The sequence below is a fragment of the Marinobacter nauticus genome, assembly GCF_003634635.1.
In the GTDB taxonomy this organism is placed as follows: domain Bacteria; phylum Pseudomonadota; class Gammaproteobacteria; order Pseudomonadales; family Oleiphilaceae; genus Marinobacter; species Marinobacter nauticus.
On the sequence record NZ_RBJB01000002.1, the window covers coordinates 190,830 to 214,575 of the forward strand.

At 55.9% G+C, this 23,746-nt stretch carries 22 protein-coding genes and 1 tRNA gene; 13 read left to right on the top strand and 10 right to left on the bottom strand.

Translation table 11 applies throughout. The features are described from left to right. Window positions 1–55 precede the first annotated feature (55 nt). A complete protein-coding gene (locus C7436_RS00910) occupies window positions 56–2,794 on the top strand; it encodes a hypothetical protein (RefSeq protein ID WP_121206368.1) in 2,739 nt (912 codons plus the stop codon). 28 nt (window positions 2,795–2,822) lie between these two features. On the opposite strand, the gene C7436_RS00915 is transcribed toward C7436_RS00910, so the two are convergent. The 3 genes from C7436_RS00915 to C7436_RS00925 form a co-directional block, all read right to left on the bottom strand. Beyond that, entirely contained in the window at window positions 2,823–3,467 is a 645-nt protein-coding gene (locus C7436_RS00915; protein WP_014421707.1) for a CBS domain-containing protein, read from the bottom strand. Between the two features lie 91 nt (window positions 3,468–3,558). Next, a complete protein-coding gene (gene mnmC, locus C7436_RS00920; RefSeq protein ID WP_121206369.1) occupies window positions 3,559–5,454 on the bottom strand; it encodes a bifunctional tRNA (5-methylaminomethyl-2-thiouridine)(34)-methyltransferase MnmD/FAD-dependent 5-carboxymethylaminomethyl-2-thiouridine(34) oxidoreductase MnmC in 1,896 nt (631 codons plus the stop codon). Window positions 5,455–5,459: 5 nt separating this feature from the next. Beyond that, complete coding sequence (locus C7436_RS00925; RefSeq protein WP_121206370.1) at window positions 5,460–6,068, bottom strand: peptidylprolyl isomerase; 609 nt, start codon at window positions 6,066–6,068, stop codon at window positions 5,460–5,462. Between the two features lie 204 nt (window positions 6,069–6,272). Between C7436_RS00925 and C7436_RS00930 the strand changes: the two genes are divergently transcribed. Next, entirely contained in the window at window positions 6,273–7,016 is a 744-nt protein-coding gene (locus tag C7436_RS00930; protein WP_014421704.1) for a hypothetical protein, read from the top strand. A gap of 71 nt (window positions 7,017–7,087) precedes the next feature. Here the strand turns inward: C7436_RS00930 and C7436_RS00935 are convergent, their stop codons facing one another. The 3 genes from C7436_RS00935 to flgA all read right to left on the bottom strand — a co-directional run bounded on the left by C7436_RS00935 (window position 7,088) and on the right by flgA (window position 8,727). Continuing rightward, window positions 7,088–7,558 carry a flagella synthesis protein FlgN gene (locus C7436_RS00935; RefSeq protein ID WP_121206371.1) on the bottom strand — a complete coding sequence of 157 codons (471 nt, stop codon included), beginning with the start codon at window positions 7,556–7,558 and terminating at the stop codon, window positions 7,088–7,090. A 7-nt stretch (window positions 7,559–7,565) separates the two neighbouring features. Next, entirely contained in the window at window positions 7,566–7,892 is a 327-nt protein-coding gene (flgM, locus tag C7436_RS00940; protein ID WP_011784682.1) for a flagellar biosynthesis anti-sigma factor FlgM, read from the bottom strand. Between the two features lie 127 nt (window positions 7,893–8,019). Next, window positions 8,020–8,727, bottom strand: coding sequence for a flagellar basal body P-ring formation chaperone FlgA (gene flgA, locus C7436_RS00945; RefSeq protein ID WP_121206372.1), 708 nt, complete (start codon window positions 8,725–8,727; stop codon window positions 8,020–8,022). Between the two features lie 184 nt (window positions 8,728–8,911). On the opposite strand from flgA, the gene C7436_RS00950 reads away from it, so the two are divergent. From C7436_RS00950 to C7436_RS00965, 4 genes are all read left to right on the top strand, one after another. Next, the gene (locus C7436_RS00950) at window positions 8,912–9,841 is read left to right on the top strand and encodes a chemotaxis protein CheV (protein ID WP_121206373.1); all 930 of its coding nucleotides are present in this window, start codon (window positions 8,912–8,914) and stop codon (window positions 9,839–9,841) included. Between the two features lie 35 nt (window positions 9,842–9,876). Further along, window positions 9,877–10,704, top strand: a complete 828-nt coding sequence (locus C7436_RS00955; protein ID WP_023008233.1) for a CheR family methyltransferase — start codon at window positions 9,877–9,879, stop codon at window positions 10,702–10,704. 34 nt (window positions 10,705–10,738) lie between these two features. Then, on the top strand, window positions 10,739–11,638 hold the full coding sequence (locus C7436_RS00960; protein WP_014421700.1) for a LysR family transcriptional regulator: 900 nt from the start codon (window positions 10,739–10,741) through the stop codon (window positions 11,636–11,638). A 120-nt stretch (window positions 11,639–11,758) separates the two neighbouring features. Next, window positions 11,759–12,124, top strand: coding sequence for a DUF7352 domain-containing protein (locus tag C7436_RS00965; RefSeq protein ID WP_011784687.1), 366 nt, complete (start codon window positions 11,759–11,761; stop codon window positions 12,122–12,124). 57 nt (window positions 12,125–12,181) lie between these two features. On the opposite strand, the gene C7436_RS00970 is transcribed toward C7436_RS00965, so the two are convergent. Further along, on the bottom strand, window positions 12,182–12,850 hold the full coding sequence (locus C7436_RS00970; protein WP_121206374.1) for a cupin domain-containing protein: 669 nt from the start codon (window positions 12,848–12,850) through the stop codon (window positions 12,182–12,184). Window positions 12,851–12,871: 21 nt separating this feature from the next. Continuing rightward, window positions 12,872–13,402, bottom strand: a complete 531-nt coding sequence (locus C7436_RS00975; RefSeq protein WP_121206375.1) for an isochorismatase family protein — start codon at window positions 13,400–13,402, stop codon at window positions 12,872–12,874. Between the two features lie 202 nt (window positions 13,403–13,604). Between C7436_RS00975 and C7436_RS00980 the strand changes: the two genes are divergently transcribed. Continuing rightward, window positions 13,605–13,695: transfer RNA gene (locus C7436_RS00980), tRNA-Ser, on the top strand. A gap of 111 nt (window positions 13,696–13,806) precedes the next feature. On the opposite strand, the gene C7436_RS00985 is transcribed toward C7436_RS00980, so the two are convergent. Continuing rightward, window positions 13,807–14,946 (bottom strand): DcaP family trimeric outer membrane transporter, encoded by a 1,140-nt coding sequence (locus C7436_RS00985; protein ID WP_228198024.1) that lies wholly within the window; start codon window positions 14,944–14,946, stop codon window positions 13,807–13,809. Window positions 14,947–15,113: 167 nt separating this feature from the next. Next, window positions 15,114–16,115, bottom strand: a complete 1,002-nt coding sequence (locus tag C7436_RS00995; RefSeq protein WP_158595250.1) for a LysR family transcriptional regulator — start codon at window positions 16,113–16,115, stop codon at window positions 15,114–15,116. 144 nt (window positions 16,116–16,259) lie between these two features. On the opposite strand from C7436_RS00995, the gene C7436_RS01000 reads away from it, so the two are divergent. From C7436_RS01000 to C7436_RS01025, 6 genes are all read left to right on the top strand, one after another. Next, window positions 16,260–16,697, top strand: coding sequence for a PaaI family thioesterase (locus C7436_RS01000; RefSeq protein WP_121206378.1), 438 nt, complete (start codon window positions 16,260–16,262; stop codon window positions 16,695–16,697). Between the two features lie 27 nt (window positions 16,698–16,724). After that, window positions 16,725–18,071 carry a hypothetical protein gene (locus tag C7436_RS01005; RefSeq protein WP_121206379.1) on the top strand — a complete coding sequence of 449 codons (1,347 nt, stop codon included), beginning with the start codon at window positions 16,725–16,727 and terminating at the stop codon, window positions 18,069–18,071. Between the two features lie 39 nt (window positions 18,072–18,110). Next, a complete protein-coding gene (locus tag C7436_RS01010; RefSeq protein WP_014421690.1) occupies window positions 18,111–19,271 on the top strand; it encodes an acyl-CoA dehydrogenase family protein in 1,161 nt (386 codons plus the stop codon). Between the two features lie 14 nt (window positions 19,272–19,285). Next, window positions 19,286–20,509, top strand: coding sequence for a CaiB/BaiF CoA transferase family protein (locus tag C7436_RS01015; protein WP_121207014.1), 1,224 nt, complete (start codon window positions 19,286–19,288; stop codon window positions 20,507–20,509). Window positions 20,510–20,591: 82 nt separating this feature from the next. Continuing rightward, entirely contained in the window at window positions 20,592–22,691 is a 2,100-nt protein-coding gene (locus tag C7436_RS01020) for a 3-hydroxyacyl-CoA dehydrogenase NAD-binding domain-containing protein (protein ID WP_121206380.1), read from the top strand. A gap of 187 nt (window positions 22,692–22,878) precedes the next feature. Then, window positions 22,879–23,634, top strand: coding sequence for an IclR family transcriptional regulator domain-containing protein (locus tag C7436_RS01025; protein ID WP_023008243.1), 756 nt, complete (start codon window positions 22,879–22,881; stop codon window positions 23,632–23,634). Window positions 23,635–23,746: the final 112 nt, after the last annotated feature.

The window sequence follows — 23,746 nt, forward strand, 5'->3', positions numbered from 1 at the left end:
GATGCCAGGCATCCGGGCACGGCCATAACAATAACGTCATGAAACGGATTTTTGCATGCGCGCCGATTTGTTCTCCCGCTCAACCGCCTCGGGCCGCCTCCTTGGTGTTGCCCTGATTGCCCTGGCAGCAACCGGCTGCAAGACCGAAAAAGATCCTGACCAGCCCACGTTGTTGGGGGCGCCACCGACCACCGCCTATCTGGGGGTGGAGTATTACTACAACTGGGGCGCCTATGGCGGCGAAAGCATTCTCGATTACTCACTGACTAATGCACCATCCTGGCTTGCGCTGGAAGACACCAGCAATAAGGCGCGTCAGGGTATTATCATGCGCGGTGTGCCTGGGCTATCCGGGGGCAACCGGGGTGAAGCTGATCTTGGCCAGACCGAGAATATCGAGATAGTCACCACGGACGGCCGCATGGCGGGTTTTCAGCCGTTTGATATCGAGGTCAAGCGGAACGTTATCACCCTTGCCGGAGCCAATCTGAAAGAAGGTGAAAGCCAGGACTCCGAAGACGAGTTGGAAGAAGGGTGTGCGGTGCCTGAGCTTGATGCCGGCTCCTATTCTTACGAGCTCCAGAAGTTCACGGGTGAGGGCGCGCCGGATGGAACTGAGTCAGTTACCTACCCAACAAAGCGCGCGTATGTAAAAGTAAATCTGGATCAACCCTCGGTTACCGAAGTCAAAATCGCCTTTGAGCTGCGTTCTGATTTCGACCCAACTGCCTGTGACAATGACGAAACTGATCCCGCCCATCAGGACTGCAAATATAGCCGCGCCAACACCGGTGCGATTATTATTGGCGAAGACCTTGTTGCGCTCAGCGACGAACTGAATCACCCCGTTGATAAAGAGGGTAACCCCCTCGAGTACGTCGAGTATGACACGACTGGCGATACGGTAACCGGCGGTGTTGTGACACTGAAGCCCGGTCTTACCGAGTGCTATATCCCCTTTGAAGTGGTTGACGACCTGCTTCCCGAGCCAACAGAAGTGGCGACCATGGTTCTGACCGAAGTACGCCAGGGCATTGCCTCCCTGGGCAATGGTAGCGTTGAGGTCAAGGCCAACCTTTCAATTGAGGATAACGAGCCGCTACTCAGCATAGAAACCGTCAATGGCGGTAGTCGCGATACGATCAATACCGAGACGACTCGTGAGTATCGCGCCATTCTCACGGGTGACCGTAAAACCCTGTTCAGAGCCAAGCTGACAAGAATTGGTGAGCTGACCGGTGTTGTCGAGGACGAGACTTTCGAGATTGTTGAGAAGAATGCTCAGGGTACCTACGATCCAATTGAGGAGCTGGTATTCCCGCTGGAGCAGGATGAAATCACCTTTGGTGTGCGTGCGCTTGTTTACAACAATCTTCAGGATGAATTGGACGACAACGCTGCGCCTATTGGCGTCGATGTAAATTACCAGGCTGGCCGGGCCGGATATGCGAGGGGCGAGTCTGAAACACTGCTGAGGCTGAACCTGAACCGTCTGATTGAACCGCTGGTCTGGAGTGATGGCTTTATGGCAACGGATGTGGCGCTGGGCCATGAGGGTCGCGTATTCGTTGCGGGTTACCTACCAGGAAACAACCAGGTTCAGGTCCGCATTTATGATCAGGCAGGTATGGAGCTGCAGATTGTTGACGTGACAGACCCGGCGATAACACTGCAACCTTCAGACGTATTCCTGGACGTAGGTGTAAGAACGGTTACTGAAAACAATAACCGTGTGAATCGTTATGAAATTGCCGTTGCTTTCAGCTCTGACCAAACAGCGCCGGGAGCTCCGGTTGGCGGGTCTGATGCGGTAACGGCCCTGTTTCATTATGACGGTGCTTCGGGGAACTATCTTCCCAGCTGGACCGGAAACAATATCTTCAGGATTGGCACGCCGGCGGACGATTCAGTGCGATGGGTGGGTATTAACGGCACCACTGGCTATGTGTTGGTGGGCGGCGAAACCCGCGGTGCCTGGAATAACGGTGCCTACCAGGGCGGCACCGACAGTTTCCTGGCCCGCATTGATACGGCGGAGAACGCAGGAGCTCTGGAGCCGACCCTGGCCTGGACGCGGCAGGTTGGCTCATCAGGTGATGAGACGGTAGTCGGTGGTAGCTCACAAGGCTCCCTGGCTCTGTTGTTCGGGGCGTCGCCAATGACGCTGGATGGCCTGGGAAATGTTGGCCCGTATTTCTTCAATGGCAACACCGGAGAGTCACCGACCGTGTATCAGGTGGGTGAAGACAGTTCTGAATCGCTCGGGGACGGTCTGTATGGTGGTGCCGGGGTGGTGCTGATTGGCGACGCGCCCTATAGCTACCGATTCCGTGAAGCGCAGCCAGAGGATGCCGGTACCGAAAATGCGGAGGATGAGATTATTCGCACGCGGTTGGATAATCGGGCCGGCTTTGTTTTGGGATTCAATACTTCAGGCGAACCTCTGAGCGCGTACACCGTTGATGATGCCGGTGATCTATCCAATGAATTCCTGACCAGTGGAGTCCGGTTTGACGGTGATATTGTGGTGTCGGGCAATACCAACGGGAGCTTTGTTGAAGGCCAGGCGGCGCCGGTGACGGGCACAGAGAGTATCCTGGCGAGAGTGGATACCTCAGAATCTGACGTAGCTTTCCGCAACTGGCGTAGGCAACTGGCATTCGAAGGTCTGGACATTCTCGATCTGGAGAATTACCGCGACGATGAAGTGGTGGCGTTGGTGAACCGAAATGGCGAAAGGATGCTGCTTGTTTTCAGCCCGGAAGGTGAGTTACTGACACCGATAACGCCGTAATCCTCCGGGTTGCAGGTCCGGGGTGGGGTCAGACCGCCCCTTCCTGTCGGCCCGCATTGGCATAAAGCTTCAGGTAGTCGGTGCTGGTGACCACGCCGGCGGGTTGTCCGGCAGCATTGATGACCAGGGCTGCATTCAACCGGTGAGCAAGCATCAGGCGTGCTAGTTGATGGGCGTCGGTTTCGGGAGATGCAGTCAGAAAAGCCGGTAGTTCAATGTGAATCAGGCTTTGGTTCAAAGCTTCCGAACTGTTCTCGTGAATCCACGAAAGAAGCCATCGCAGGTCGATCAGGCCTGCGACATTGTTATCCGAGAGCACGACCAGATGGTGAACGCCGTGTTCTTCCATGGTCTCCAGCGCCTCTGCGACGGTGGCAGAAGCAGGAACCGAAAACTGAGCTGGCGAGCTGATGTCGGCGACGGGCAGGTAAACCCTTTCCTCCCGACGTTCGCCCGCAGCAGCGGCACCATACTCCTGAAGTGCGCGGAAGCTGCTACCACCGCCGCCGCTGTGCACTGCCTGCTGAAACTCGGCGTCGGTAGCCTCGCTGTGTTCGGCAGAAATGGACGCAGACTCCGACAGCTCGGTGACATCGCCCACCCGGCGACTTCGGAACGCTTCGGGTAACCGGGTCCCGATCGGACGTCCGGGTTCACTGACGAAAATGGACATGGTTCCACCTCTCCGGGGGATTTCCCCCTCTACTGCCACCTTATGACGGTTTATCGGCCGCCGGACCGTTCGCTATAGCTCGAGTTTATTACTATACGGTTAGTTGGTTCCGGTAAAGGCGCCCCGTTTCCACACGACGGGCGAGCCGGGTATTCAGGCAGGCTGGTTGCTGGCAGATCCGGTCGGCCAGATATTCCGCCAGCAGGGGAGCCCACACCAGGCCTTTGCTGCCGAAACCGGTGAGCAGATACACGCCGGTCCGGGATATCTCATTGTTGTCGGGGCACGGACCTGCCACCGGCTGATAGTCGTGTGTGGCGCAGCGGAATGCGACGCGTCCCTCCAGGTGTTCTGCCTGTATGTGCTCTGAGATGTTTATGGAGGGCAGCAGTTCCCGAAGCTGGTCCAGGTTTTCCTGATGTCCCTCGGGCGTTGGTTCGGGGTTATCGTTGCGAAGATCAAATGTGGCACCGGTTATGGCACTGCCGTCATAAGCGGGGTTCAGGTATTTGGTGCCACAAATGACTACGTCTGGAAACCGGCAGCCGTCTGCGGGTATACGAGTGACCTGTCCGCGAATGGGCTTGAGGCGCAGCGACTGACCCTTAGGTACAGGTGCGAGGGCAGTGCTTTCATGGCCGGCAGCAACTACAACCTTTGCGGCTCTGAGAGATCTCCCGTCACTGGCCTGAATGACCCAGTGGTTGTCTGTCCACCTCAGCGTATCGGCCTTGAATCCGAAAATCGTGCGGATGAGCGGGTGCTCAATCAGCGTTTTGCACGCACGGGCGGGTTGTAACCACCCGGAACCCGGAAACCATAGCCCTTCGCACTGGACCGGTATGCCGGCAATACGACTAGCTTCTGTGGGTGATACGGCAGCCAGCAGGTTTTCGGGGTAGCTGCTGCGTTCCAGAAACCGCTTTTGGCGATCCTGCTCCTGGTCTGTGGCTGCGAGCTGCAGCAACCCGCATGGGTACCAGAACTCGCCCTGCCAGCGTTGGTAGAAGCGCTGACTGAAGCAAAGCGCGGTGGCTGCGAGCTCTGTCTGGTCGTTGTACTCGACACCGAGTTTTACATACAGGGCACCCTGGTCATTACCGGAAGCTCCTGCACCGGGGCCACTGGCCTGGTCGGCAAGCACCACCGGAACGCCCCGTTCCGCCAGGTTGCGGGCCAGAGCGGCACCGGCGATCCCGGCGCCAATGATGACGATGGGGTCAGTTCCGACAGTGGGGGCAGTGACCTCTTCCGACGTTGGCAGCCTGCCGGTCAGCATTTCCCGCTTGCGCCCGAAGCCGGGAACTTTCGCCATCTCAAAGCCTTCATCTGCCAGCGCACGACGAACCCTGCCGACCGAGGTGAAGGTGGCCAGGGTGGTGCCGGGCTGGCTGTGAGCCCGAATCTGATGAATGGCTTTTTCAAGCCACATGTCCGGGTTCAGCGACGGCGCAAATCCATCAAGGAACCAGGCGTCGGCCACGAATTCCAGTTCGTTCCAGGCGTCCAGTACATCGCCAAAACAGAGCGTAAGCCTGATCGCGCCGCCGCCAAGTACCAGGCGGTGAGTGCCTTTGATCAGCGGTGGGTAGTTCTCAATCAGCTCCCGTGCCAGGGGCTGCAGCCCCGGCCAGCTCTCCAGGGCCTTTTCCAGATCAGCCAGAGCCAGGGGGTAGCGCTCCACCGAGATGAAGTGAAGAATCGCGTGGTCTTGATCGTCAGGTCGTTGAGCCAGCCACTCGGCCCAGGTCGCCAGGAAGTTGAGCCCGGTTCCGAAACCTGTCTCGGCGATCACAAAGTGGCTGTTCCTGTCGAGTTTCGCGAAGCGCCCGGGTAGTCCATTTCTTTCGATGAACACGTAACGGGTTTCGGCCAGACCGTCATCTCTGCTGAAGTAAACGTCGCCAAAGCGCGCTGATTCAGGCACTCCGTCTCGCCATATCAGCTCCGCCGGTTCCATTGCCGGCGGACGAAGGTCGTTGATCATGGGGCTCAGTTGTCTTTTGTGATTTCTTCGGCGGACTCGATGATGACCGGGTTCACGGGAACATCGGCCATTCCGCGCTGGTAGCCGGTCTGGACCCCTGCGATACGATCAATCACACCCATGCCATCGGTCACCTTGCCGAAAACCGCATAGCCCGGGCCCCGAACTCCGGCATTCAGGAAATCATTATTGGCCACATTGATGAAAAACTGGCTGGTGGCAGAATCCGGTGCATTGGTTCGGGCCATGGCGATGGTGCCGCGAAGGTTGGGCAGGGTGCTGGTGGCTTCATTCACAATCGGGGCTCTGGTTTTTTTGCGTCCAAGATTCTCATCGAATCCTCCGCCCTGGACCATGAAGCCGGGAATCACTCGGTGAAAGATGGTGCCATCGTAAAAACCGCTATTTACGTAAGCCAGAAAGTTTTCCACGGTTTTGGGCGCAACATCGGGCCGAAGCTGAAGCACGAAAGAGCCCTCCGTCGTGACAAAACGGACCTCAGGAAGTGCCGGTTCCTCGTTCTGGGCCACGGCTGGTGAGGTGGTCAGCAGAGTGGCAACGAAGGCAAACAGGACAGACATCACAATCGGGACGAGTTTTACGGGATTTGTCATTTCAAGGCAGCTCTCTGTTACAGGTGGTGACCAGAATACTGAGATAATCCGGCTATTACGTAGTTTGTGCAGATCTTAACAGATCATTACGCCATTAAGGGCAAATCAGAACAGCACGCTCAGAGGTTGTGGGCTACGCTTCACTTGACTGTTGAATACCGGGCCGGGTTGTACGGTGATCACTGATACTGCAGGAGGAATCTGGTGAGAATCCGTCAGGGTTTTGAAGAGAAATCCCGGCTTGGCCGGCTTTTGATCAATCGTGGCTACCTGTCTGAAGGTCAGCTGGAAGAAGGGCTTCGTGCGCAGAGGGAAACCGGGCAGCGCCTAGGTGAGGTGTTAATTGCTGCCGGCTGGATCTCAGAGAGGGAACTCCACCGCGTACTCAAGCATCAGTCGCGTTACCGCAATGCAGCAGCGCTGGTTACCATGGTCACCTTGCCATTTCAGCCCCTGGTGTCACTGGCGTCCAGCAACACCAATGCAGCGCAGATAGGCGCCGGAGCGGGCGAACTCTACGAGCGGAGCGGACTCACACCCCTCTCGGAAGAGGAAATGTCAGGGGTGTCTGCACAAAGCGGTATTGGCCTGATGGAGCGCCTGGAGGCCGTGTCTTCCATGCCCGCCAGCGCCCGGGACGATCTCTCAGGAGAATCTCCCGATGTCGACGTGGTGGAAGGGATCAGGCTGGCGGCAAATGTATTCGTGCCGGTGCTCAGTTTTCTGGATTCAGACCTTACAATTACGGGTGTGCATTACCGAGACTCAGAGCCTCGCTACTCGCTACAGGAAGACGGAGGCCTGAGGCTGGCATTTCCCGAGCGTATCGAGGAAATCCGGATGGATAATATTCGCGTGATGGGCGGCCAGACTCCACCCATGGGCAATGTCAGCATTCGCGATATCCGCTTTCACCCGGATTCCCAGATGACCATCTATACGCGTTGAAAACCTTGCCCTGAAACGAAGAATGCCCGGAAGATCTCCGGGCATTTCGTTGTCTGTGAGCGATGGGTGTATCAGGCGCTGGCCAGAATATTGGTGCTTGAGACGTTGGTCTGCTGGCCTTTGGCACCATAGAGCTTCTGCTGGGCGGAAGCACCTCGGAAGATGTCGGTAAGGCGTGACAGGCGCTTTTGCAGGTGGCCAAGAATTCGGCCGTTGTTCTGATTCACGGCCTGGCATTCGCGCAAACGGGTGTCGGCTTCTTTCCAGAGTTGGTGCAGCTCATCCATACCAGCGGAGCGAATGAAGCGTGATGGCTCTCCGGCATTGGGCTTGTAGCCCATATTCACCAGCAGGTGAATCTTTTTTTTGGCGCGTTCGCGTATGCCCTCAAGAATCTGGTTTTTCCGGCTGGTCATTTCCTGGAGGGGTTGGATATCCGCAGAGGAGAGCACGGATTTTTCCTGGTGGAGTACTTCCGCCAGCAACTCAAGCTGGCGGATATCTTCCTGAAGAATCGCTTTCAACTGTTCATGTGCAGTCATGCTTTACTCACCCGAAAATGCTTTTATCCATCTCAAGCATTTTCTGGGCCAGTTTCTGGGCATCTACCTTGTAGGTGCCGTTCTCAAGAGCAGAACGAATCTGTTCGATGCGATCATCGTCCATTTCGGGGTAGTCCCCCAGCTTCTGCTCAAGTTGCTTCAGGTTTTTCGCCTGATTGCTCAGGTTCACGTTTTCGCCACGGGCAGCGGGGCTCTGGGCCTTGGCTTGCTCGCCTGTGGGCGCCTGTGACGTTTGATTGCCTGAGGCTTTGTCGGCCGTCGTGCGCGTGGTGTTGACCTGGCCGGGGCCAATTCCATTTAAGTCAACTGACATATCAATACCTGCTTGCCTGGGGCCACAAGAAAGTGGCGTATTCGGGTTTATATCTGCTTAACGGCAAATCCGCGCCATACTTTAGTTACAAAACGGAAAACATTTGCCGCTCTTGCTGTTTGCCGCCTTACATCGGAATTTCGACCCGCCCTGGGCCAACGGCACGAGCTTTGACTGTCCGGGACGAGCGGAGATTTTCCACCAGTACCTGTTCTCCAACGCCCGCGCTCGCCAGTGCCTTACCGCGAGATGATACCGAAAATGAGCCTGAGCGAGCGGTGATAATAACATGGTCACCCCGCTCAATCGCGTTGGGAGCTTCAAGGAGATCCGGGGTCATTACCGTGCCGGCGTTCACCGGGCGGCGCATCATCATGCCTGAAACGGACTCTTTGCGGGTGAGTACGCCGCGACGACTGACATTGATCTGCACCGAATTTAGGGTGACCAGGTCCGGCGTCAGGCGTTCGCCACGCGCCAGAGGACGGGCTGCTATCAGGGCAGGGCCGTGAACCTCGACGCTGGTGGTAACGTACATTCTCCAGGGGCGCTCACCACTGCAGGAAACCAGGACCGACGGGCTGGTGGTCTGTAGCGGATCGCCCGCAAACTCGGCGTTCAGCCCCTGGTTGCAGGCAGCAAGGGCGATGCGGCTGTCGATAGCGCCAACTTCGTAGCGGCTCGTGTAGCCCTCGGCAGCAAGGGTTCTGGACCACTCTGCCAGGAACGTCTGGGCAGCGTCACGGATGGCTTCAGCACTGGTTCTCTCTGAAGACAGAGTGATTGGGCTCAGTGATAGACACAATGCAGCCAAAAAGATGATTCGCATACGCACCGGTTTGTCCTATGCTGTGTTTATCTGTGTGTATTGTCGAAATCCGCTAAGGATTCGGGTTTTCGGGCCGTTAACCGTTAACAGGTTGCAGGCGTCAAAGATTTGTCTTGGACAGGCCTGAAAACACCTTACAAAGGTCAAAGCAATATTGATGCCGGTAAAGGCGCGCCAGGAGTAAAGCATCATGACAGGGGTACTCGACAGCGTTAATCAGCGAACGCAACTGGTCGGTAAGAACAGGCTGGAATTATTACTTTTTCGGCTCCGGGGGCAGCAGCTATACGGTATCAACGTCTTCAAGATTAAAGAGGTGCTGCAATGTCCCAAGTTATCCTCGATTCCCAACAGTAAAACGGTGGTGAGAGGCGTTTCTCATGTTCGGGGGGAGACCATTCCCATTATTGATCTGAGCATGGCGATAGGGCTCGCGGGCATACCGCAGGAGCAGTTAGCTACAAGCTTTGTGATCATTACGGAATACAATCGTAAAACGCAGGGTTTTCTCGTGGCTGGTGTCGAGAGAATCATGAATATGAATTGGGAGGATATTCTTCCGCCACCCAAGGGTGCGGGAAAGGATGTTTACCTGACTGCGGTGACGAAGATTGATGATAAGCTGGTAGAAATCATAGATGTAGAAAAGATTCTTGCAGAAGTTTCTCCGCTCAGGGAAGATGTTACGGAGGAGTTGGTTGCCAGGAGTGCCGAACGTGTGCCGGGCCACCTGCCTGTGCTGGTGGTGGATGACTCTTCGGTGGCTCGTCGGCAGATCGAGCGTTGCCTGACCGCTATAGGAATGGAAGTGGTTACCAAAAACGATGGCAAGCAAGCACTGCAGTATCTCAAAGAGATAACTCAGGATGGATCGCGCGCAAATGATCACCTGTCTCTGATTATCTCTGACGTTGAGATGCCGGAAATGGACGGCTACACCCTGGTTACCAGAATCAAAGAAGATCCGGCTCTGAAAGATATGTATGTAATGCTGCACACCTCGCTGAGCGGTGTCTTCAACCGGGCGATGGTGCAGAAGGTGGGCGCAGACGATTTCATGGCGAAATTCAGCCCGGATGAGCTGGCCGAGCGAGTAATGGAAATTATTGATCAGCACTGATGCTCGGCTGATGGTTTCACCCACGAAGAGATCCAATGAAAGCGGACATAACGCCCCAGGAATACGAAGCCTTTAAAAAGTTCCTGCAGGATGCGTGCGGCATCCTGCTGGGTGATAACAAACAGTATCTTGTAAAGAGCAGGCTTCGGCGCATTCTCGAAGAAAACAGCCTGAATTCCCTTGGAGAGCTTCTAGAACGATTAAAGAGGCCTGGAAGGGCAGGCTTGCGCGAGGTGGTCATCGACGCGATGACGACCAACGAGACGCTTTGGTTCAGGGACAACCATCCGTTCCGGATTCTGCAGGAAAAGCTCTTGCCAGAGTTTGCCGAGCGCAGTTCACTCCAGCCGTTAAGAATCTGGTCTTCCGCCTGTTCTACTGGCCAGGAGCCATACTCCGTAGCCATGGTAATTGACGAATTCCGTCGCACCCGCCCGGGTAAGCTGCGGGATGTGAAAATCACCGCAACGGACATCTCCAAAAGCGTGCTGGAGGTTGCCCGCCGCGGCGAATACGAAATGATCGCCATCGGCCGGGGGCTGTCCCCGGAGCGCCAGAAGCACTTTTTTACCCCCTCGGCCAACGGTGGTTGGCAGATTCGACCGCAAATCAAGTCCATGGTGGAATTCAAGGAATTGAACCTGCTGGATCGATACATGCTTGGCAAGTTCGACATCATCATGTGCCGGAATGTGCTGATCTATTTCTCAGCGGAGCTGAAAAAGGACATTCTTACCCGGCTGCATGGTGCTCTGAACCCCGGAGGCTATCTGATTCTTGGTGCTTCTGAGTCTTTGAACGGGCTTCCCAATCTCTACGAAATGGTCCAGTGTCACCCTGGCATCATCTATCGCAAAAAATAGCCGGGAACTGTTCAATGCGGAGTAGGGGACCGATGTGGAGAATCTGAACCTCCGACATCTCTATTATTTCTGGGTTATTAGCCGCGAAGGCTCTATTGCCCGAGCCAGCGAGGTGCTCGACCTGGCACCCCAGACCCTCAGTGGCCAGCTTGCGACCTTTGAAGGCGCGGTGGGTGGCCGGTTATTCAGCCGCGAGCGCCGGCAACTGGTGCTCACAGAACTCGGCCATATGGTTCGCAGTTATGCCGATGAGATCTTCGAGCTGACCGGTCAGTTGTCTGAAACCCTGAGGGCGGGGCCTGAACACAGGCCGCTTTCCTTGTCTGCGGGCATATCGGCGTCTATCCACAAACTGATCGCCTATTACCTCCTTCACCCGGCGATGAAGCTGAACCGGCCCGTGCAACTGGAATGCCGGACCGGCCGGACGGAAGATCTTCTTCTCAGCCTCAAGCGGAAGGAGCTCGACGTTGTACTGACCGATAGAATGCCCCAGGCAGAATCTCCTGAACGTTTCGCGGTTCATCCGCTATCCCGGTCTACCATCAGTCTGTTTGCTGCACCCGAACTGGCGGAGCAGCTCAAAACCGGCTTTCCTCACTCGCTCAATCACCAGCCGTTACTGGCGAACGCTACCGATGCGCCGTATTTCGAGAAACTGATGCACTGGTTCAATCTCAATAATGTCCGAATGAACCTGGTTGCCCGAGTCGATGACAGCGCCCTTATCAAGGTGTTTGGTCGGGAGGGACTTGGTGTGTTCGCGGCGCCTACGATGATTCAGGATGAAGTGTGCCGTCAGTATCAGGTGGCTCTGATTGCTTCGCTCGATGAGGTGACGGATCAGCTGTTTGCGGTCTCCCGAAGCCGAAAGCTGGCCCATGAGGGGGTGAGGGCAATCTGCGAGGCTCGTCAGGGGATCTTTGAGCGCTAGACTTCACTCTGTTAAAGCATCGAAAAATACGATGTTTTTTGCTTAATAAAACTTATTTTATCGAAGCCTGCACTGCTCCATTATGGAATCGTATTCCGCAGTATCCAGAGGAGCGCAGCTATGAAAACGATTCACAAGTTCAGACTTGAGCCTGGTAAAGAGCCTACCACCCTGACCTTGAGAGAGGGTTATGAAGTGGTGCGCTGCGAGTATCTGGTGCCGCACAAAGCGGTCTTCCTTTGGGTACAGCAGCCTTTGAATGTAACCACGCCTACTGTGGAACGGCAGTTCCGGGTGGCAATGTCGGGTGAGCCGGTTCCCGATCGGTTCCAGTACATTGATACCGCGCTTGACCCGTTCGGCCCTGAGGCCTATCACGTCTTCGCGGTGCCGGCAGGTGAATTACACCTCACTGGTAATGGCCACGAGCGGGCCAGCGATGAAATGCTGGGTGGCGCTGGGTGGCAAGGGCGTTACGCGTCCTGAATATGATCGCTAGCAAGCAGCGTTGCACGCGCTCTTGGGCCCCATCTGGGGCCCTTTTTACGTTTCAGGGGAGTGGTTTACCGGTAAGTGGCCGGTTTTTACCCAGATGACCGTCTCGTGTTCAACAAACGGATGATGTTCGCTCATATGCGGGCTGCGAATCCAGCTTCCTGCGGGATACCGGCCGTGCTCATCACAGAATTCGCCCGACAGCACAAAGATCTCTTCTCCACCAAAGTGACGATGCGGCTGAAAGGTTTCGTTTGGCGGCCACTTCACCAGGGCAACGTGTTCATGCTCGAATTCGTGCAAAGGCATAACCTGTAAGCCGCCAATGCCGGGTAGCCAGTGGCCGGCATTGGTATCGATTCTGACCGTCGCGGTATCTCTCGGGTCGAACTGATGGAGTTTGACCAGCAGGGTGCAGCCCGCTTCACTGAACGGTGCGTGACTGCTGCCCGGAGGGTTCCGGATGTAGGTGCCGGCCGGATAGTGGCCGGTCTCGTCGGAAAAAACGCCTTCAAGCACCAGAATCTCTTCGCCCAGAAGGTGTTCGTGGGTAGAGAAGGAGGAACCGGGCTTATAGCGCACAACGCTGGTGGCGTGGCCCCGCTCCGCTTCCTCTCGGGCCAGTGGTTTGCGCTCAACGCCAGCGGCGGGGCTGGGCACCCAGTGCTGTTCGTGGGTGCGAATAACAACGCGCTGGGAAAAGTCCATGTTGAGCATAATGTATCTACCTTCTGTCATTCACTTTATCAGGGCCTGAATGTCCCGGAAGTGTGGATGCTTGCAGTGAACCATCCACTCGAAGGCCACCATTTCCGTGGTAACAATGCGGGCGCCGCTCTGGTGCAGTCGATCCAGGGCAACGTCCCGGTCAAGTTCGCTACGGGACCCGGTGGCATCTGCCACCACCCACACCTTATAGCCTGCATCCAGAAGGCTCAGGGCGGTCTGCAGCATACATACGTGGGTTTCGCAGCCCCCGATGACAATGTGTTGCCGGCCTTCGGGCAATTCGTCGATGAGTCCTTCCGGGCAGGCGTCGAAATGGGTTTTCGCCAGGGTTTTGTTGCACAGCTCCTTAACGCCTTCCAGATTCGGCCCAAGTTTTTCAGGTATCTGCTCGGTTGCAATCGCGGGTACGCCAAGCAGTCCCGCAATGGTTGCGAGCGTAATGCAACGCTCAGCAACCGCATCGCCCTCGCTGATGGCGGGCATCAGCCGTTCCTGGACGTCAATGAGCAACAGGGTGGATTGGTCGGCTTTCAACAGCATGGTCATTCTCCTGAACGTGTTGGGCGGGTTTCCTGAAAGGATACGCCATGGACCCGGGGTTTGTTATGCCCGAGGCCGTCGTAAGGTCCTTCTGAAAAAAATTTTGATGAATTCAAAACATGGAGTTGCCAAACGCCGTCAAAACCATTAAAGTTTGCGCCCTCAAATGAGCGACGACATCGCTGATTTGAAACAGTTTATTGGAGAGGTGGCCGAGTGGCTGAAGGCGCACGCCTGGAAAGTGTGTATACGTTAATAGCGTATCGAGGGTTCGAATCCCTCCCTCTCCGCCAATACAAAACCCCAGCAGAAATGCTGGGGTTTTTTGTTGCCTGAATGGCAAGACGATAGCCCTGGCGAGTCGGGGCTATCGTGTCTTATCGGGTTGATTAAGTGACGGCTGCTCAGAAATTATACTGGGCCGCAAACATCAGACGATTGGCGTCACCTTCGTCGCCGTTTACCTTCTTGACTTCATAGCGTCCGTACTCCGCACCCAGTGTTACGCTTTTCAATGGACTCCACTTATAGGTGATGAAAGCGTTGGTGTTGCGCTCGTGCTTATCTGCCACATTCAGCCCGTCTTCCTTGGCGTCATCCCAATCCATTGACGTCAGGCCATAGACCACGCTTAGCGCCCCGGGTCCGACTTTGAACGTTGCGCCCAGGTTCGCCCCGTATCCTGCAATGGTCTCAACGGAGTCCCCGTTCAGGTAGGCATCCTCACCGTAGTAGTTGGTGCCAGAGCGCCACAGGTAGCCGTTGGCCCCGTCAGTGTAGTTAAGGTTGCCCTGAATACTCAGATCGTCGGTCAACTGATATCTGGCCGCACCGAAGACCGCGAAGCCGAGCGCCGAATCGTCTGTATCTCCATCATCATAGCCAACTTCCTGGATGAGGGCGGCAGTGGAATACTTCAGTGCTCCGGCACCGGATTCGTAACGCGCGGTCAGTGTTGGCAGGCCGTTTTTAGAGGCTTCGTCCAGAATTTTGGACTTCGGGTCTTCTAAAGCAACGGAAAAACCGCCGGTGGTATAGCGAACCTGTGCGGTCCGGTTATAGAGTCCGGCATTGCCTGCGACCCCGTCCATCTCCAGGACTGATGTGTTGCCCACAAAGCTGTTGTAGTTAGACCAGGTGCGCCCGAGAGTCCAGTTTTTGTACTTACCGTAGGCGTGACGCAGACGCAGCTGACCGCCGCTGGCGCCACCGCGGAAATCGCCTTCAAGGTTAATCTTCAGGCCACTGGAGAGCTTCGTGGTGATGCCCAGGCGGGACTGAACGGCGTCAGCGCCAAAATAGCCACTGGCTTCGCTATCTTCGGCAGCACCGGTGTTGACCTGGCTGAAGTCACCAGAACGGGTTCCGGTGTTTTTGCTGATGTCTTCATTAATGTCATACGACGCATTCAGGCGCGCATAACCGTAAATGTCGACTGTGGCGTCTTCAGTCTTGAATTCAATCGAAGAGGCGGGGTTGGCCATGCCCATCATGAGTGCCCCGGACAGTACTGTGATCGAGACGGAGAGCTTGTTCTTTGTCATCGCTTATGCCTTTTCTGTGTTGTTTTTGCTGTTTTTCAGGGGGCTGGGTCAGGAAAGGGCATCCCGGTGGCCCAGTCTCACCTGGGCCGGCAAGCTATCAATGACAAACCGTTCGCACAATTATCTAATTTGAATAAATAATATATCCAGATTGTATGGCCTTGAGCCTATTCCTCGGCAACCCCGAAGTGGTTTGGTGCGTTCAGCCCATCGAGGCTGTTCTCGTCAAACAGCGCGCGGCCTTTCCATATTCCCTGTTTCACCTGCAGCGTCACCTGTTTCATGACCGTTTCGGCGAGCTTTAGCGTGGCAAGTGTCGGAGGCAGATCTCTGGGAGTGACGATGGACAGTGAGCGGAAGAGTGTCGGGTTGGTAATTGGAATTGCGATAACCTCGTCGCGCTCCAGCATTTCGTGGACGGAGGCATAGGACAGAACAGTGTACCCGAGGCCACGCCTTACAAGGTCGGTCATCAGCGGCCAGGCGTTGACCTCCATCGCCAAGCGCAGCTTTTGTTGAAGCTTCATCGCCTCGCGCTCCATGAGTTCCCGAAGGCCGTGCTTTTCCTCCGGCATGATAAGAGGCAGATCCAGCACTTCGCTCAGCGACACACTGTCGCGACCGGACAGGGGGCTTGCGGGGTTGGCAATCAGGTAGAACCGTTCCTCCATAAGCGGTGTGTAGTGGAGATGTTTCTGCTTGCCGTAGCTGTACGTAATTGCAAGGTCGACCCGGTGCTGGGCAACAAGTTGCTGCAACGTGCCACTCATTGCTGATTTTACAGCCAGCGAAACCTGCGGATAAGACTGGCGGAATTCCTCAATGATGCCTCCGGAGAAGCTATAAGCTGCCGTTGGAAGAATGCCGAGAACCACCTGGCCAGTCACCTCGCCGGCGATGGCCGAGACGGAGGCCTGGGTTCGCTCGAGATCCTGAAGTATGGCTTGAGCTTTCTGATACAGAAGTTCCCCGGCAGGCGTCAGGACAACGCCGCGACCGTGTCGGACAAAAACCTGGACGTTCAGTGCTTCTTCCATCAGACGTATCTGGCGGCTCAGGGCAGGCTGAGCAATGAAGAGCTTTTCAGATGCCCGGCTGAAACTGCCGGTATTGGCAATGGTGAGAAACGTGTTCAGCTGTCGAAAATCGATCTTTATCTGAAGCGCCATGGCTTGCCCTTGAAGGTCGTAATGAGTGGCTTCCGGAAGTATAACCGAATTAGATAGATCATATAAAAAGCATATAATAGTGGTATTCATTGACCGATGTTAAGGTGCTGCCCATAGAATGAGTTCCGGCGAGGCCCTGGCATCATGAGCGACGTGAATCGACAAACAGAGAACGAAGGACTGAGTGGTTTCAGAGACGTCCTTGGCTTTTCTCTTGTGGAGTGGCGTCAGGGCAACGCGGTCATCGAAGCACCCGTCTCCAGTCAGCATATGAATCGGAATGGTTACGTGCACGGAGGCGTTGTCAGCTCACTTCTTGACTGTGCCGCGGGGTTGGCCGGGACATACTGCGAGATCGACGGCCATATTCGTCGTTGCAGTACGATTTCCCTGAATACGCAGTTCATGGCGCCCGTCCAGAGTGGCGTTATGGTCGCCTCTGCTCGTCAGCTAAGTCGCGGTAGAAAAATTTTCTTTGTTGAAGCGTCGGTAACCTGCGATGGCGTTCTGGTTGCAACCGCCCAGGGATCCTTTCGTTACATCCTCGGAGGCGAACACTCACAAGGTGTTCCAGCACAATGAAATCGAGGCAGCCAAAGGACAGGAACTGTGGTTGAAGTTCCGTTGTTCGCCTCACTGCGCTCTGTACTCGGGTATACCGCTCTGGTGTCAGCGGCGGCGGTATTCCTTCCCGGGCATAGCCAATTAACTGCGGGGCTCGCGATCCTGGTCATAGCGCTGGGATGGGAAACCTTACGTCCGATTGCGCGGGTGATTGCGTCGTTGGTTGTCTGTGTTCTGCTTTTGGCCGGGCTCTACAATGGCCAGGTCCTGAGCAGTGCCTTCGACGGGATGGCCGCCATTACCGGGCTGGTCCTTTCGGTTATGTTTTTGTCGTCCGTGCTTGGTAAATCCCGGGATCTTGAGGTGATATCACGAAGCCTTTTCCGGGGGCAGTCGCTGGTCCGCTATCTGGGGCTGAGTATCGGGACAAGTACTCTTTCTGTTCCCTTGAACTTTGGTTCTATTGGCCTGGTAGCGCCAATGATTGGTAGCCGGATTCGCAACGGGGGAGAGTCGATGGCAACCCGGAACGCCGCCCGGGCCGTTATTCGAGGGTTCGGAGCCTCGCCCATGGGCTCGCCATTGTCCGTGGCCGTGGTCATGACTGTTACGCTTCTTCCCGGTCTCGAGAGCTGGGATCTACTGGCGTGGAGTGTGCCTTTTGCATTGCTTTACCTCACCGTCGGCGCTTGTTTTCGGGAGAAAGAAATCTCGGATGAACCTGAGCCTTTTTCGCCACAAGACAGGCCGGAACCGCAGGCAAAGGTTGTCGGATCCTGGCTCCGGTTTTTGGGGCTCGCCCTTCTGATTTCGGGTTCTTCTTTCGTGTTGAACGCCTGGTTTGGATACCGGTATTCGCAGGCGGTCACGGTTAGTTGTCTCGCTGTTGCGGTCGTGATTCTGATCACCCAACGAGTACGGCACCCGGGCGACGCACTGCCTTCGATGGCCAATGTTTCAAATGAGCTGGCCATCATGGGAGGCGCGTCGTTCCTTGGGGGGGCATTGGTGGCAACCGCCATGAACTCTCTGGGGAGCGACGTCTTCCTGCCCTGCGCGGCTTACCCCCTGATTGCGCTATGTGTTCCCTGGCTTTTTTATCTCGGCGGCACCGTAGGGGTAAATCCAATCGTGTCGGCCACGGTCGTTGGCGGAATTCTGGGGCCAATCTGGCCTTTTGATGCGATTGTCGGACTTGGCTTGGCGATGGTGACCGGTTGGGGCATCACCATCGCGGGTACACCTTATTCCGCCAATGCGCTTCTGTTGGAGCGGTTCACCGCATACGGTGCTCGTCGCGCCGCGTACGGATGGAACCTGCGGTACTCGTTACTATTTCTCGGGCTAAGCGGCTGTCTATGCGCAGCTCTCGTTTACAGTGCGCTTCGATAGCGCGGTTTTCATACGTTGTTAGGAACATGGGAGGCCGGAATGGCACTAGATCAAGAAACCCTGAATCAGTTTGTCGACAGTGTGCGTCGCTATGTCCGGGATCGATTGGTTCCACTGGAGATGCAGGTCGCGGAAGAAGACCGGATCCCCGATGATGTCATTGACGAGCTGAAGGAGTTGGGACTCTTTGGCCTCTCCATTCCGGAGGAGTTCGGCGGGCTGGGACTGAACATGGCGGAAGAGGCGGCCATTATTCAGGAGATGGGCTATACCTCGCCGGTCTTTCGTTCCATGTTTGGTACCAACGTGGGTATTGGTTCTCAGGGCATCATTATTGATGGAACGGCGGAGCAAAAAGCCCGCTACCTACCGAAGCTTGCGACGGGTGAATTGATCGGTTCCTTCGCCCTGACTGAAGCAGACGCTGGTTCCGACGCAGGGTCCGTGATGACTTCGGCGCGGCGGGAAGGCGACGACTACATCATCAATGGCGCCAAACGCTACATTACCAACGCACCCCGTGCGGGTGTGTTCACTGTAATGGCGCGGACGGGCCGTAAAGAGGACGGTGGGCGAGGTGTCTCAGCGTTCCTGGTGGACGCGGATCTTCCGGGCATCAGCCTGGGCAAACCCGATAAGAAAATGGGACAGAAGGGAGCCCATACCTGCGATGTGATGTTTGACAACGTGCGGGTGCCAGCCTCAGCCCTGATCGGCGGTGTCGAAGGGCAGGGGTTCAAGACCGCCATGAAAGTGCTTGATCGTGGGCGCCTGCACATCAGTGCACTGAGTGTTGGTACCGCCAAACGCCTGATTGATGAGAGTCTCGCCTATTCATCACAGCGCAAGCAATTTGGTACCGAAATCGCGAACTTCCAGCTTGTCCAGGCCATGCTTGCGGATAGCCAGACCGAATATTACGCAGGCAAATGCATGGTTGAAGAAACCGCACGTTCCTATGACGCGGGGCAACCTGTGTCTATGAACGCTGCAAGCTGCAAGCTGTTCTGTACGGAAATGGTTGGCCGCGTTGCGGACCGCGCCGTACAGATTCACGGTGGTGCAGGTTACATCAGCGAGTATTGCGTTGAGCGTTTCTATCGCGATGTCCGGTTGTTCCGCCTCTATGAGGGGACCTCCCAGATACAGCAGTTGGTGATTGCCAAGCAGATGCTTCGCAACGCGACGGGTTCACTATGAGTCGCGAGTCAGCTATGTCCGGTCCTTTAGCAGGTATTCGCGTTCTGGATCTGTCACGCGTGATGGCGGGTCCCTGGTGTACACAGATCCTTGCGGATCTTGGCGCGGAGGTCATAAAGATTGAGCGTCCGGGGTTGGGTGACGATACCCGGCACTGGGGCCCTCCTTGGTTGAAAGACAAAGAGGGTAATCCGACCAGGCAGTCGGCTTACTATTTGTCGGCCAATCGCGGCAAGCATTCGGTAACCGTTGATCTGGGACAGCCCGAAGGTCAGACGCTGATCCGGGAGCTGGCGGCTGAATGCGATGTGTTGGTTGAAAACTTCAAGACTGGCGGGCTTGCCAGAAAGGGGCTGGGCTACGAATCCCTTTGTGAGACGAATCCGGGCCTTATCTATTGCTCTGTCACCGGCTTTGGTCATACCGGACCTATGGCAAGTTATGCAGGGTACGATTACCTGATTCAGGCACAATCCGGGCTCATGAGCATTACCGGTGCGGCCGATGGACAGCCAGGGGCCGGACCTCAGCGCGTGGGCATGGCTGTAGCCGACCTGACTACGGGGATGAATGCGGTCATCGCCATCCTGTCTGCCTTGCACCATCGAACGAAAACCGGCGAGGGCCAGCATATTGATATGGCATTGCTGGATGTGCAGGTCAGTTGGCTTGCGAATCAGGCATTGAACTATTTCTGCAGTGGGGATGTCCCCGGGCGCACGGGCGAATACCACCCTAATCTAGCCCCTTATCAACCGTTTCCGACGAAAGATGGTCAGGTCATTATTGCCGTTGGGAATGATGGTCAGTTCCAGCGCCTGTGTCAGGCCATGGGGCGCCCTGAGCTGGCGGAGGATGAACGTTTCTCAAGCAATCCTCAGCGGGTGCTTCACCGGCCGGAGCTGGTTGGCAAGTTGTGTGAAATCACCCGTACACGAACGAGCCGGGAGTGGATGGATTCGCTGGTAAACGTCCACGTGCCCTGTGGGCCAATCCAGAACATTGCTGAAGTCTTCGAGGACCCACAGGTCCTGGCCAGAGAGATGAAGCTTGAGCTGGAGCATCCGGTTGTGGGTAAGGTGCCAGGCATCGCCAACCCGATAAAATTTTCCAAAACGCCCCAGAACTATCGTAAAGCGCCTCCGCTGCTCGGCGAGGACACAGATGCGGTGCTTGCCCGGGTATTGGGAAAAAACGCCGAAGATATTCAGAAACTCCGATCCAGCGGCATTCTTTGATGCCAGTGGTCCGGTTTTCTCCAGAGCCGGCACCTGCACTTTGATTCGGGTGCCGGCTCCTTTTCCGAGGAGACACAATTTCATGTTGGTGAACTACGAACGTATCGATGAGCTGGGTGTTATTACCATCAGTAACCCCCCGGTTAATGCACTGTCCCACGGTGTGCGCAGCGGTATTCTCGAGGCGGTCAATCAGGCTCAGGCCGATGATTCCAGGGCAATCCTCATTCTTTGTGAAGGGCGCACCTTTGTGGCGGGCGCGGACATCAGTGAATTTGGCAAGCCCATTCAGGAGCCGTCGTTGCCTCAGGTGAATGCGGCGATTGAGGCGTCAAACAAGCCAGTGATTGCCGCGATCCACGGTACTGCGCTCGGTGGTGGGTTTGAGCTTACGCTGAGTTGCCACTACCGCTGTGCATTGCCCTCAGCGTTTGTCGGTTTACCGGAGGTTACCCTTGGATTGTTACCCGGGGCGGGCGGTACGCAGCGTGTTCCACGCTTGATAGGTATAAAGGCAGCACTTGACCTGATGACCAGTGGCGAAAAAGTGCCAGCCCAACGGGCGCGGGAGCTGGGGTTGATTGACCGGGTTCTTGAGGGCAACTTGCGAGAAGGCGCGCTGAACTATGCCCGCGATTGCCTGGCTGGCGGACTGGGTGTCCGCAGAATTCGTGATATGGATATACCCGTGGATAGCGGAGACCAACAGACCCTGGACGCTTACCGAAACCAACTGGCTAAAAGGAAGCGAGGACAGGAAGCGCCTCAACGTATTGTCGACTGCGTCGAAATTGCTCTTAACCGGCCGTTTGATGAGGGGCTTGCCTTTGAGCGTTCGCAGTTTGTGGAATGCACACAGTCCGACCAGTCAGCGGCGCTAAGGCATTTGTTTTTTGCAGAGCGTCAGGCACTGAAGGTACCTGATCTGGACCCGGAGGCCCACGCCCGTGACATATCCCGAGTAGGCATCATTGGTGCGGGCACAATGGGGGGCGGCATTGCCATGGCCTTCGCCAATGCTGGTATTCCGGTGATGCTCCTCGAACTCAATCAGGAAGGGCTTGATCGGGGGCTGACTCTGATTTCCGAGAACTATGGGCGCTCGGTCAGTCGAGGAAAACTGTCAACCAGCGAAGCGTCATCCCGGAAGGCGCTCATCACCGGAAGCACTAATTACGAGGACCTTACCCAGGTCGACCTGGTGATAGAGGCCGTTTTCGAAAGCATGGATGTGAAGAAGCAGGTGTTCCAGCGACTGGATGAGGTCTGTCGCCCGGGGACCATTCTGGCGACCAATACTTCCTACCTCGACGTCAATGAGATTGCGTCTGCGACTTCGCGGCCTGGAGATGTGGTGGGTCTTCATTTCTTCAGTCCGGCAAACATAATGAAACTGCTGGAGGTGGTCAGGCCAGAACAAACTGCGGATGATGTTATTGCGACCGCGATGGCTCTGGGTAAACGACTCCGCAAGGTGCCAGTGTTGTCACGTGTGTGTTACGGATTCATTGGCAACCGGATGCTGAGGCAATACGCCAAAGAGGCTCAGTTGTGCATGATTGAGGGGGCTACGCCGGAACAAATAGACGGAGCCCTGACGGATTTCGGGATGGCAATGGGACCGCTGGCAGTCGGCGATCTGGCGGGGCTGGATATCGGCTACAAGGCGCGGCAGGCTCTGGCCAGCGAGCAGAAAGGCGATCCTCGTACCTACTGTATTGCTGATGCGCTGGTCGAATCAGGCCGCCTGGGACAGAAGACTGGCGCCGGATACTATCGCTACGATCCCGACACCCGGGCAAGGTATTCGGATCCCCAAGTATCGGAAGTGATCAGGCGTGAGGCTTCACGACATGGCGTGTCGCAACGCGTGTTGACCAAAGAGGAAATCCAGGATCGTCATATTCTGTCTCTGGTTAATGAGGGCTTTCGAATCCTTGAGGAAGGCATTGCTCAGCGCCCGGGGGACATCGATCTGGTCTATGTTCATGGCTACGGCTTCCCATCTTATCGCGGTGGCCCGATGTTCTATGCCAGCCAAAGAGGATTGGACTCGGTCTTTGACCGTCTTGAAGCGTTGGCCGCAAGATCGGGAGAGCTCTATTGGAAGCCTGCGCCTCTTTTAAAGCGTCTGGTTGAGCAAGGTCAGACCCTGGAGGAATGGATGGCCAACAGAACCTGAGACATGTAAACGACAGACACGAAAGCGGGATGATGATGTCGTCCCGCTGTTCCTGCGAGACCCGCTTGCATAGCCCTATTGGGGCTGGCATCATCCCGCACCAGATAGTGACCGATTATCGAACGATCGGTTGGTGCTTGTACTATTCAAAGGGATGGATTCGGTGGGTCGCGATAGCGAGGGTAGTGTGTCTGTAGACAAAGAGTTCCTGACGACCTTTGCACGCGGTCTGGAGGTTATTCGTTCTTTCGACACGGACACCCCGTCAATGTCGCTGTCTGCCGTGGCAGAAAAGAACAATCTGTCCCGGGCCGCCGCTCGCCGATTTTTGCTCACGTTACAGAAACTTGGTTATGTCACCCAGGACGACAAGAAGTTCAGGCTGACAGCCAAGGTTCTGGAGTTGGGCTATTCCTTTCTTGCTTCGCTGGATTTTTCGGAAACGATCACGCCTTTCATGGAAGAGGTCTCCTACCAGTTGGGTGAGTCCTGTTCTGCACTGGTACTTGATGGCGTAGATATTGTTTACGTTGCGCGGATTCCACGCCGGGGACTCATTCCCATTAATTTGCAGATTGGTGCGCGCCTGCCAGCCTATGCGACCTCTGGAGGCCGGGTACTGCTTGCCTCCCTGCCGGCCCAGGAACTTGACCAGGTGATTCGGGATACCCGTTTCGAAAAACTGACAGCCTATACGAAAGGCCCTGATGAGCTTCGCGCCGAACTCGAGAAGATTCGGATGAACGGCTACGCCGTTGTTGATCAGGAACTGGAACTCGGCATGCGAGCATTAGCTGTTCCGGTTTTTGATCGAAGGGGCAGGGCACGGTTTGCGCTTAACTCCAGCAGCCACGTCAGCACGGTCTCAATTGACCGAATCATCGACGAGTATGTGCCAATCATGCAAAGCGCATCTCGAAAAATCACTGAAGTTCTGCCCTGATAGAGTGGCTTTTGGGCCATTCTGACACACCTCTGCTACCGCTCCTGTTTCTGGTTATCACCGCGAGGGCCTGATCTGGCCCTTGTCATATCCTCGCCTGAGCTGTTGCTTC

What these genes read in the sequence shown, in the direction of transcription:
- C7436_RS00910 (WP_121206368.1), top strand. Translation starts at nt 56, where the DNA reads ATGCGCGCCGATTTGTTCTCCCGCTCAACCGCCTCGGGCCGCCTCCTT.
- C7436_RS00915 (WP_014421707.1), bottom strand. Translation starts at nt 3,467, where the DNA reads ATGTCCATTTTCGTCAGTGAACCCGGACGTCCGATCGGGACCCGGTTA.
- mnmC (WP_121206369.1), bottom strand. Translation starts at nt 5,454, where the DNA reads ATGATCAACGACCTTCGTCCGCCGGCAATGGAACCGGCGGAGCTGATA.
- C7436_RS00925 (WP_121206370.1), bottom strand. Translation starts at nt 6,068, where the DNA reads ATGACAAATCCCGTAAAACTCGTCCCGATTGTGATGTCTGTCCTGTTT.
- C7436_RS00935 (WP_121206371.1), bottom strand. Translation starts at nt 7,558, where the DNA reads ATGACTGCACATGAACAGTTGAAAGCGATTCTTCAGGAAGATATCCGC.
- flgM (WP_011784682.1), bottom strand. Translation starts at nt 7,892, where the DNA reads ATGTCAGTTGACTTAAATGGAATTGGCCCCGGCCAGGTCAACACCACG.
- C7436_RS00950 (WP_121206373.1), top strand. Translation starts at nt 8,912, where the DNA reads ATGACAGGGGTACTCGACAGCGTTAATCAGCGAACGCAACTGGTCGGT.
- C7436_RS00955 (WP_023008233.1), top strand. Translation starts at nt 9,877, where the DNA reads ATGAAAGCGGACATAACGCCCCAGGAATACGAAGCCTTTAAAAAGTTC.
- C7436_RS00965 (WP_011784687.1), top strand. Translation starts at nt 11,759, where the DNA reads ATGAAAACGATTCACAAGTTCAGACTTGAGCCTGGTAAAGAGCCTACC.
- C7436_RS00970 (WP_121206374.1), bottom strand. Translation starts at nt 12,850, where the DNA reads ATGCTCAACATGGACTTTTCCCAGCGCGTTGTTATTCGCACCCACGAA.
- C7436_RS00975 (WP_121206375.1), bottom strand. Translation starts at nt 13,402, where the DNA reads ATGCTGTTGAAAGCCGACCAATCCACCCTGTTGCTCATTGACGTCCAG.
- C7436_RS00985 (WP_228198024.1), bottom strand. Translation starts at nt 14,946, where the DNA reads ATGACAAAGAACAAGCTCTCCGTCTCGATCACAGTACTGTCCGGGGCA.
- C7436_RS00995 (WP_158595250.1), bottom strand. Translation starts at nt 16,115, where the DNA reads ATGGCGCTTCAGATAAAGATCGATTTTCGACAGCTGAACACGTTTCTC.
- C7436_RS01000 (WP_121206378.1), top strand. Translation starts at nt 16,260, where the DNA reads ATGAGCGACGTGAATCGACAAACAGAGAACGAAGGACTGAGTGGTTTC.
- C7436_RS01010 (WP_014421690.1), top strand. Translation starts at nt 18,111, where the DNA reads ATGGCACTAGATCAAGAAACCCTGAATCAGTTTGTCGACAGTGTGCGT.
- C7436_RS01015 (WP_121207014.1), top strand. Translation starts at nt 19,286, where the DNA reads ATGTCCGGTCCTTTAGCAGGTATTCGCGTTCTGGATCTGTCACGCGTG.
- C7436_RS01020 (WP_121206380.1), top strand. Translation starts at nt 20,592, where the DNA reads ATGTTGGTGAACTACGAACGTATCGATGAGCTGGGTGTTATTACCATC.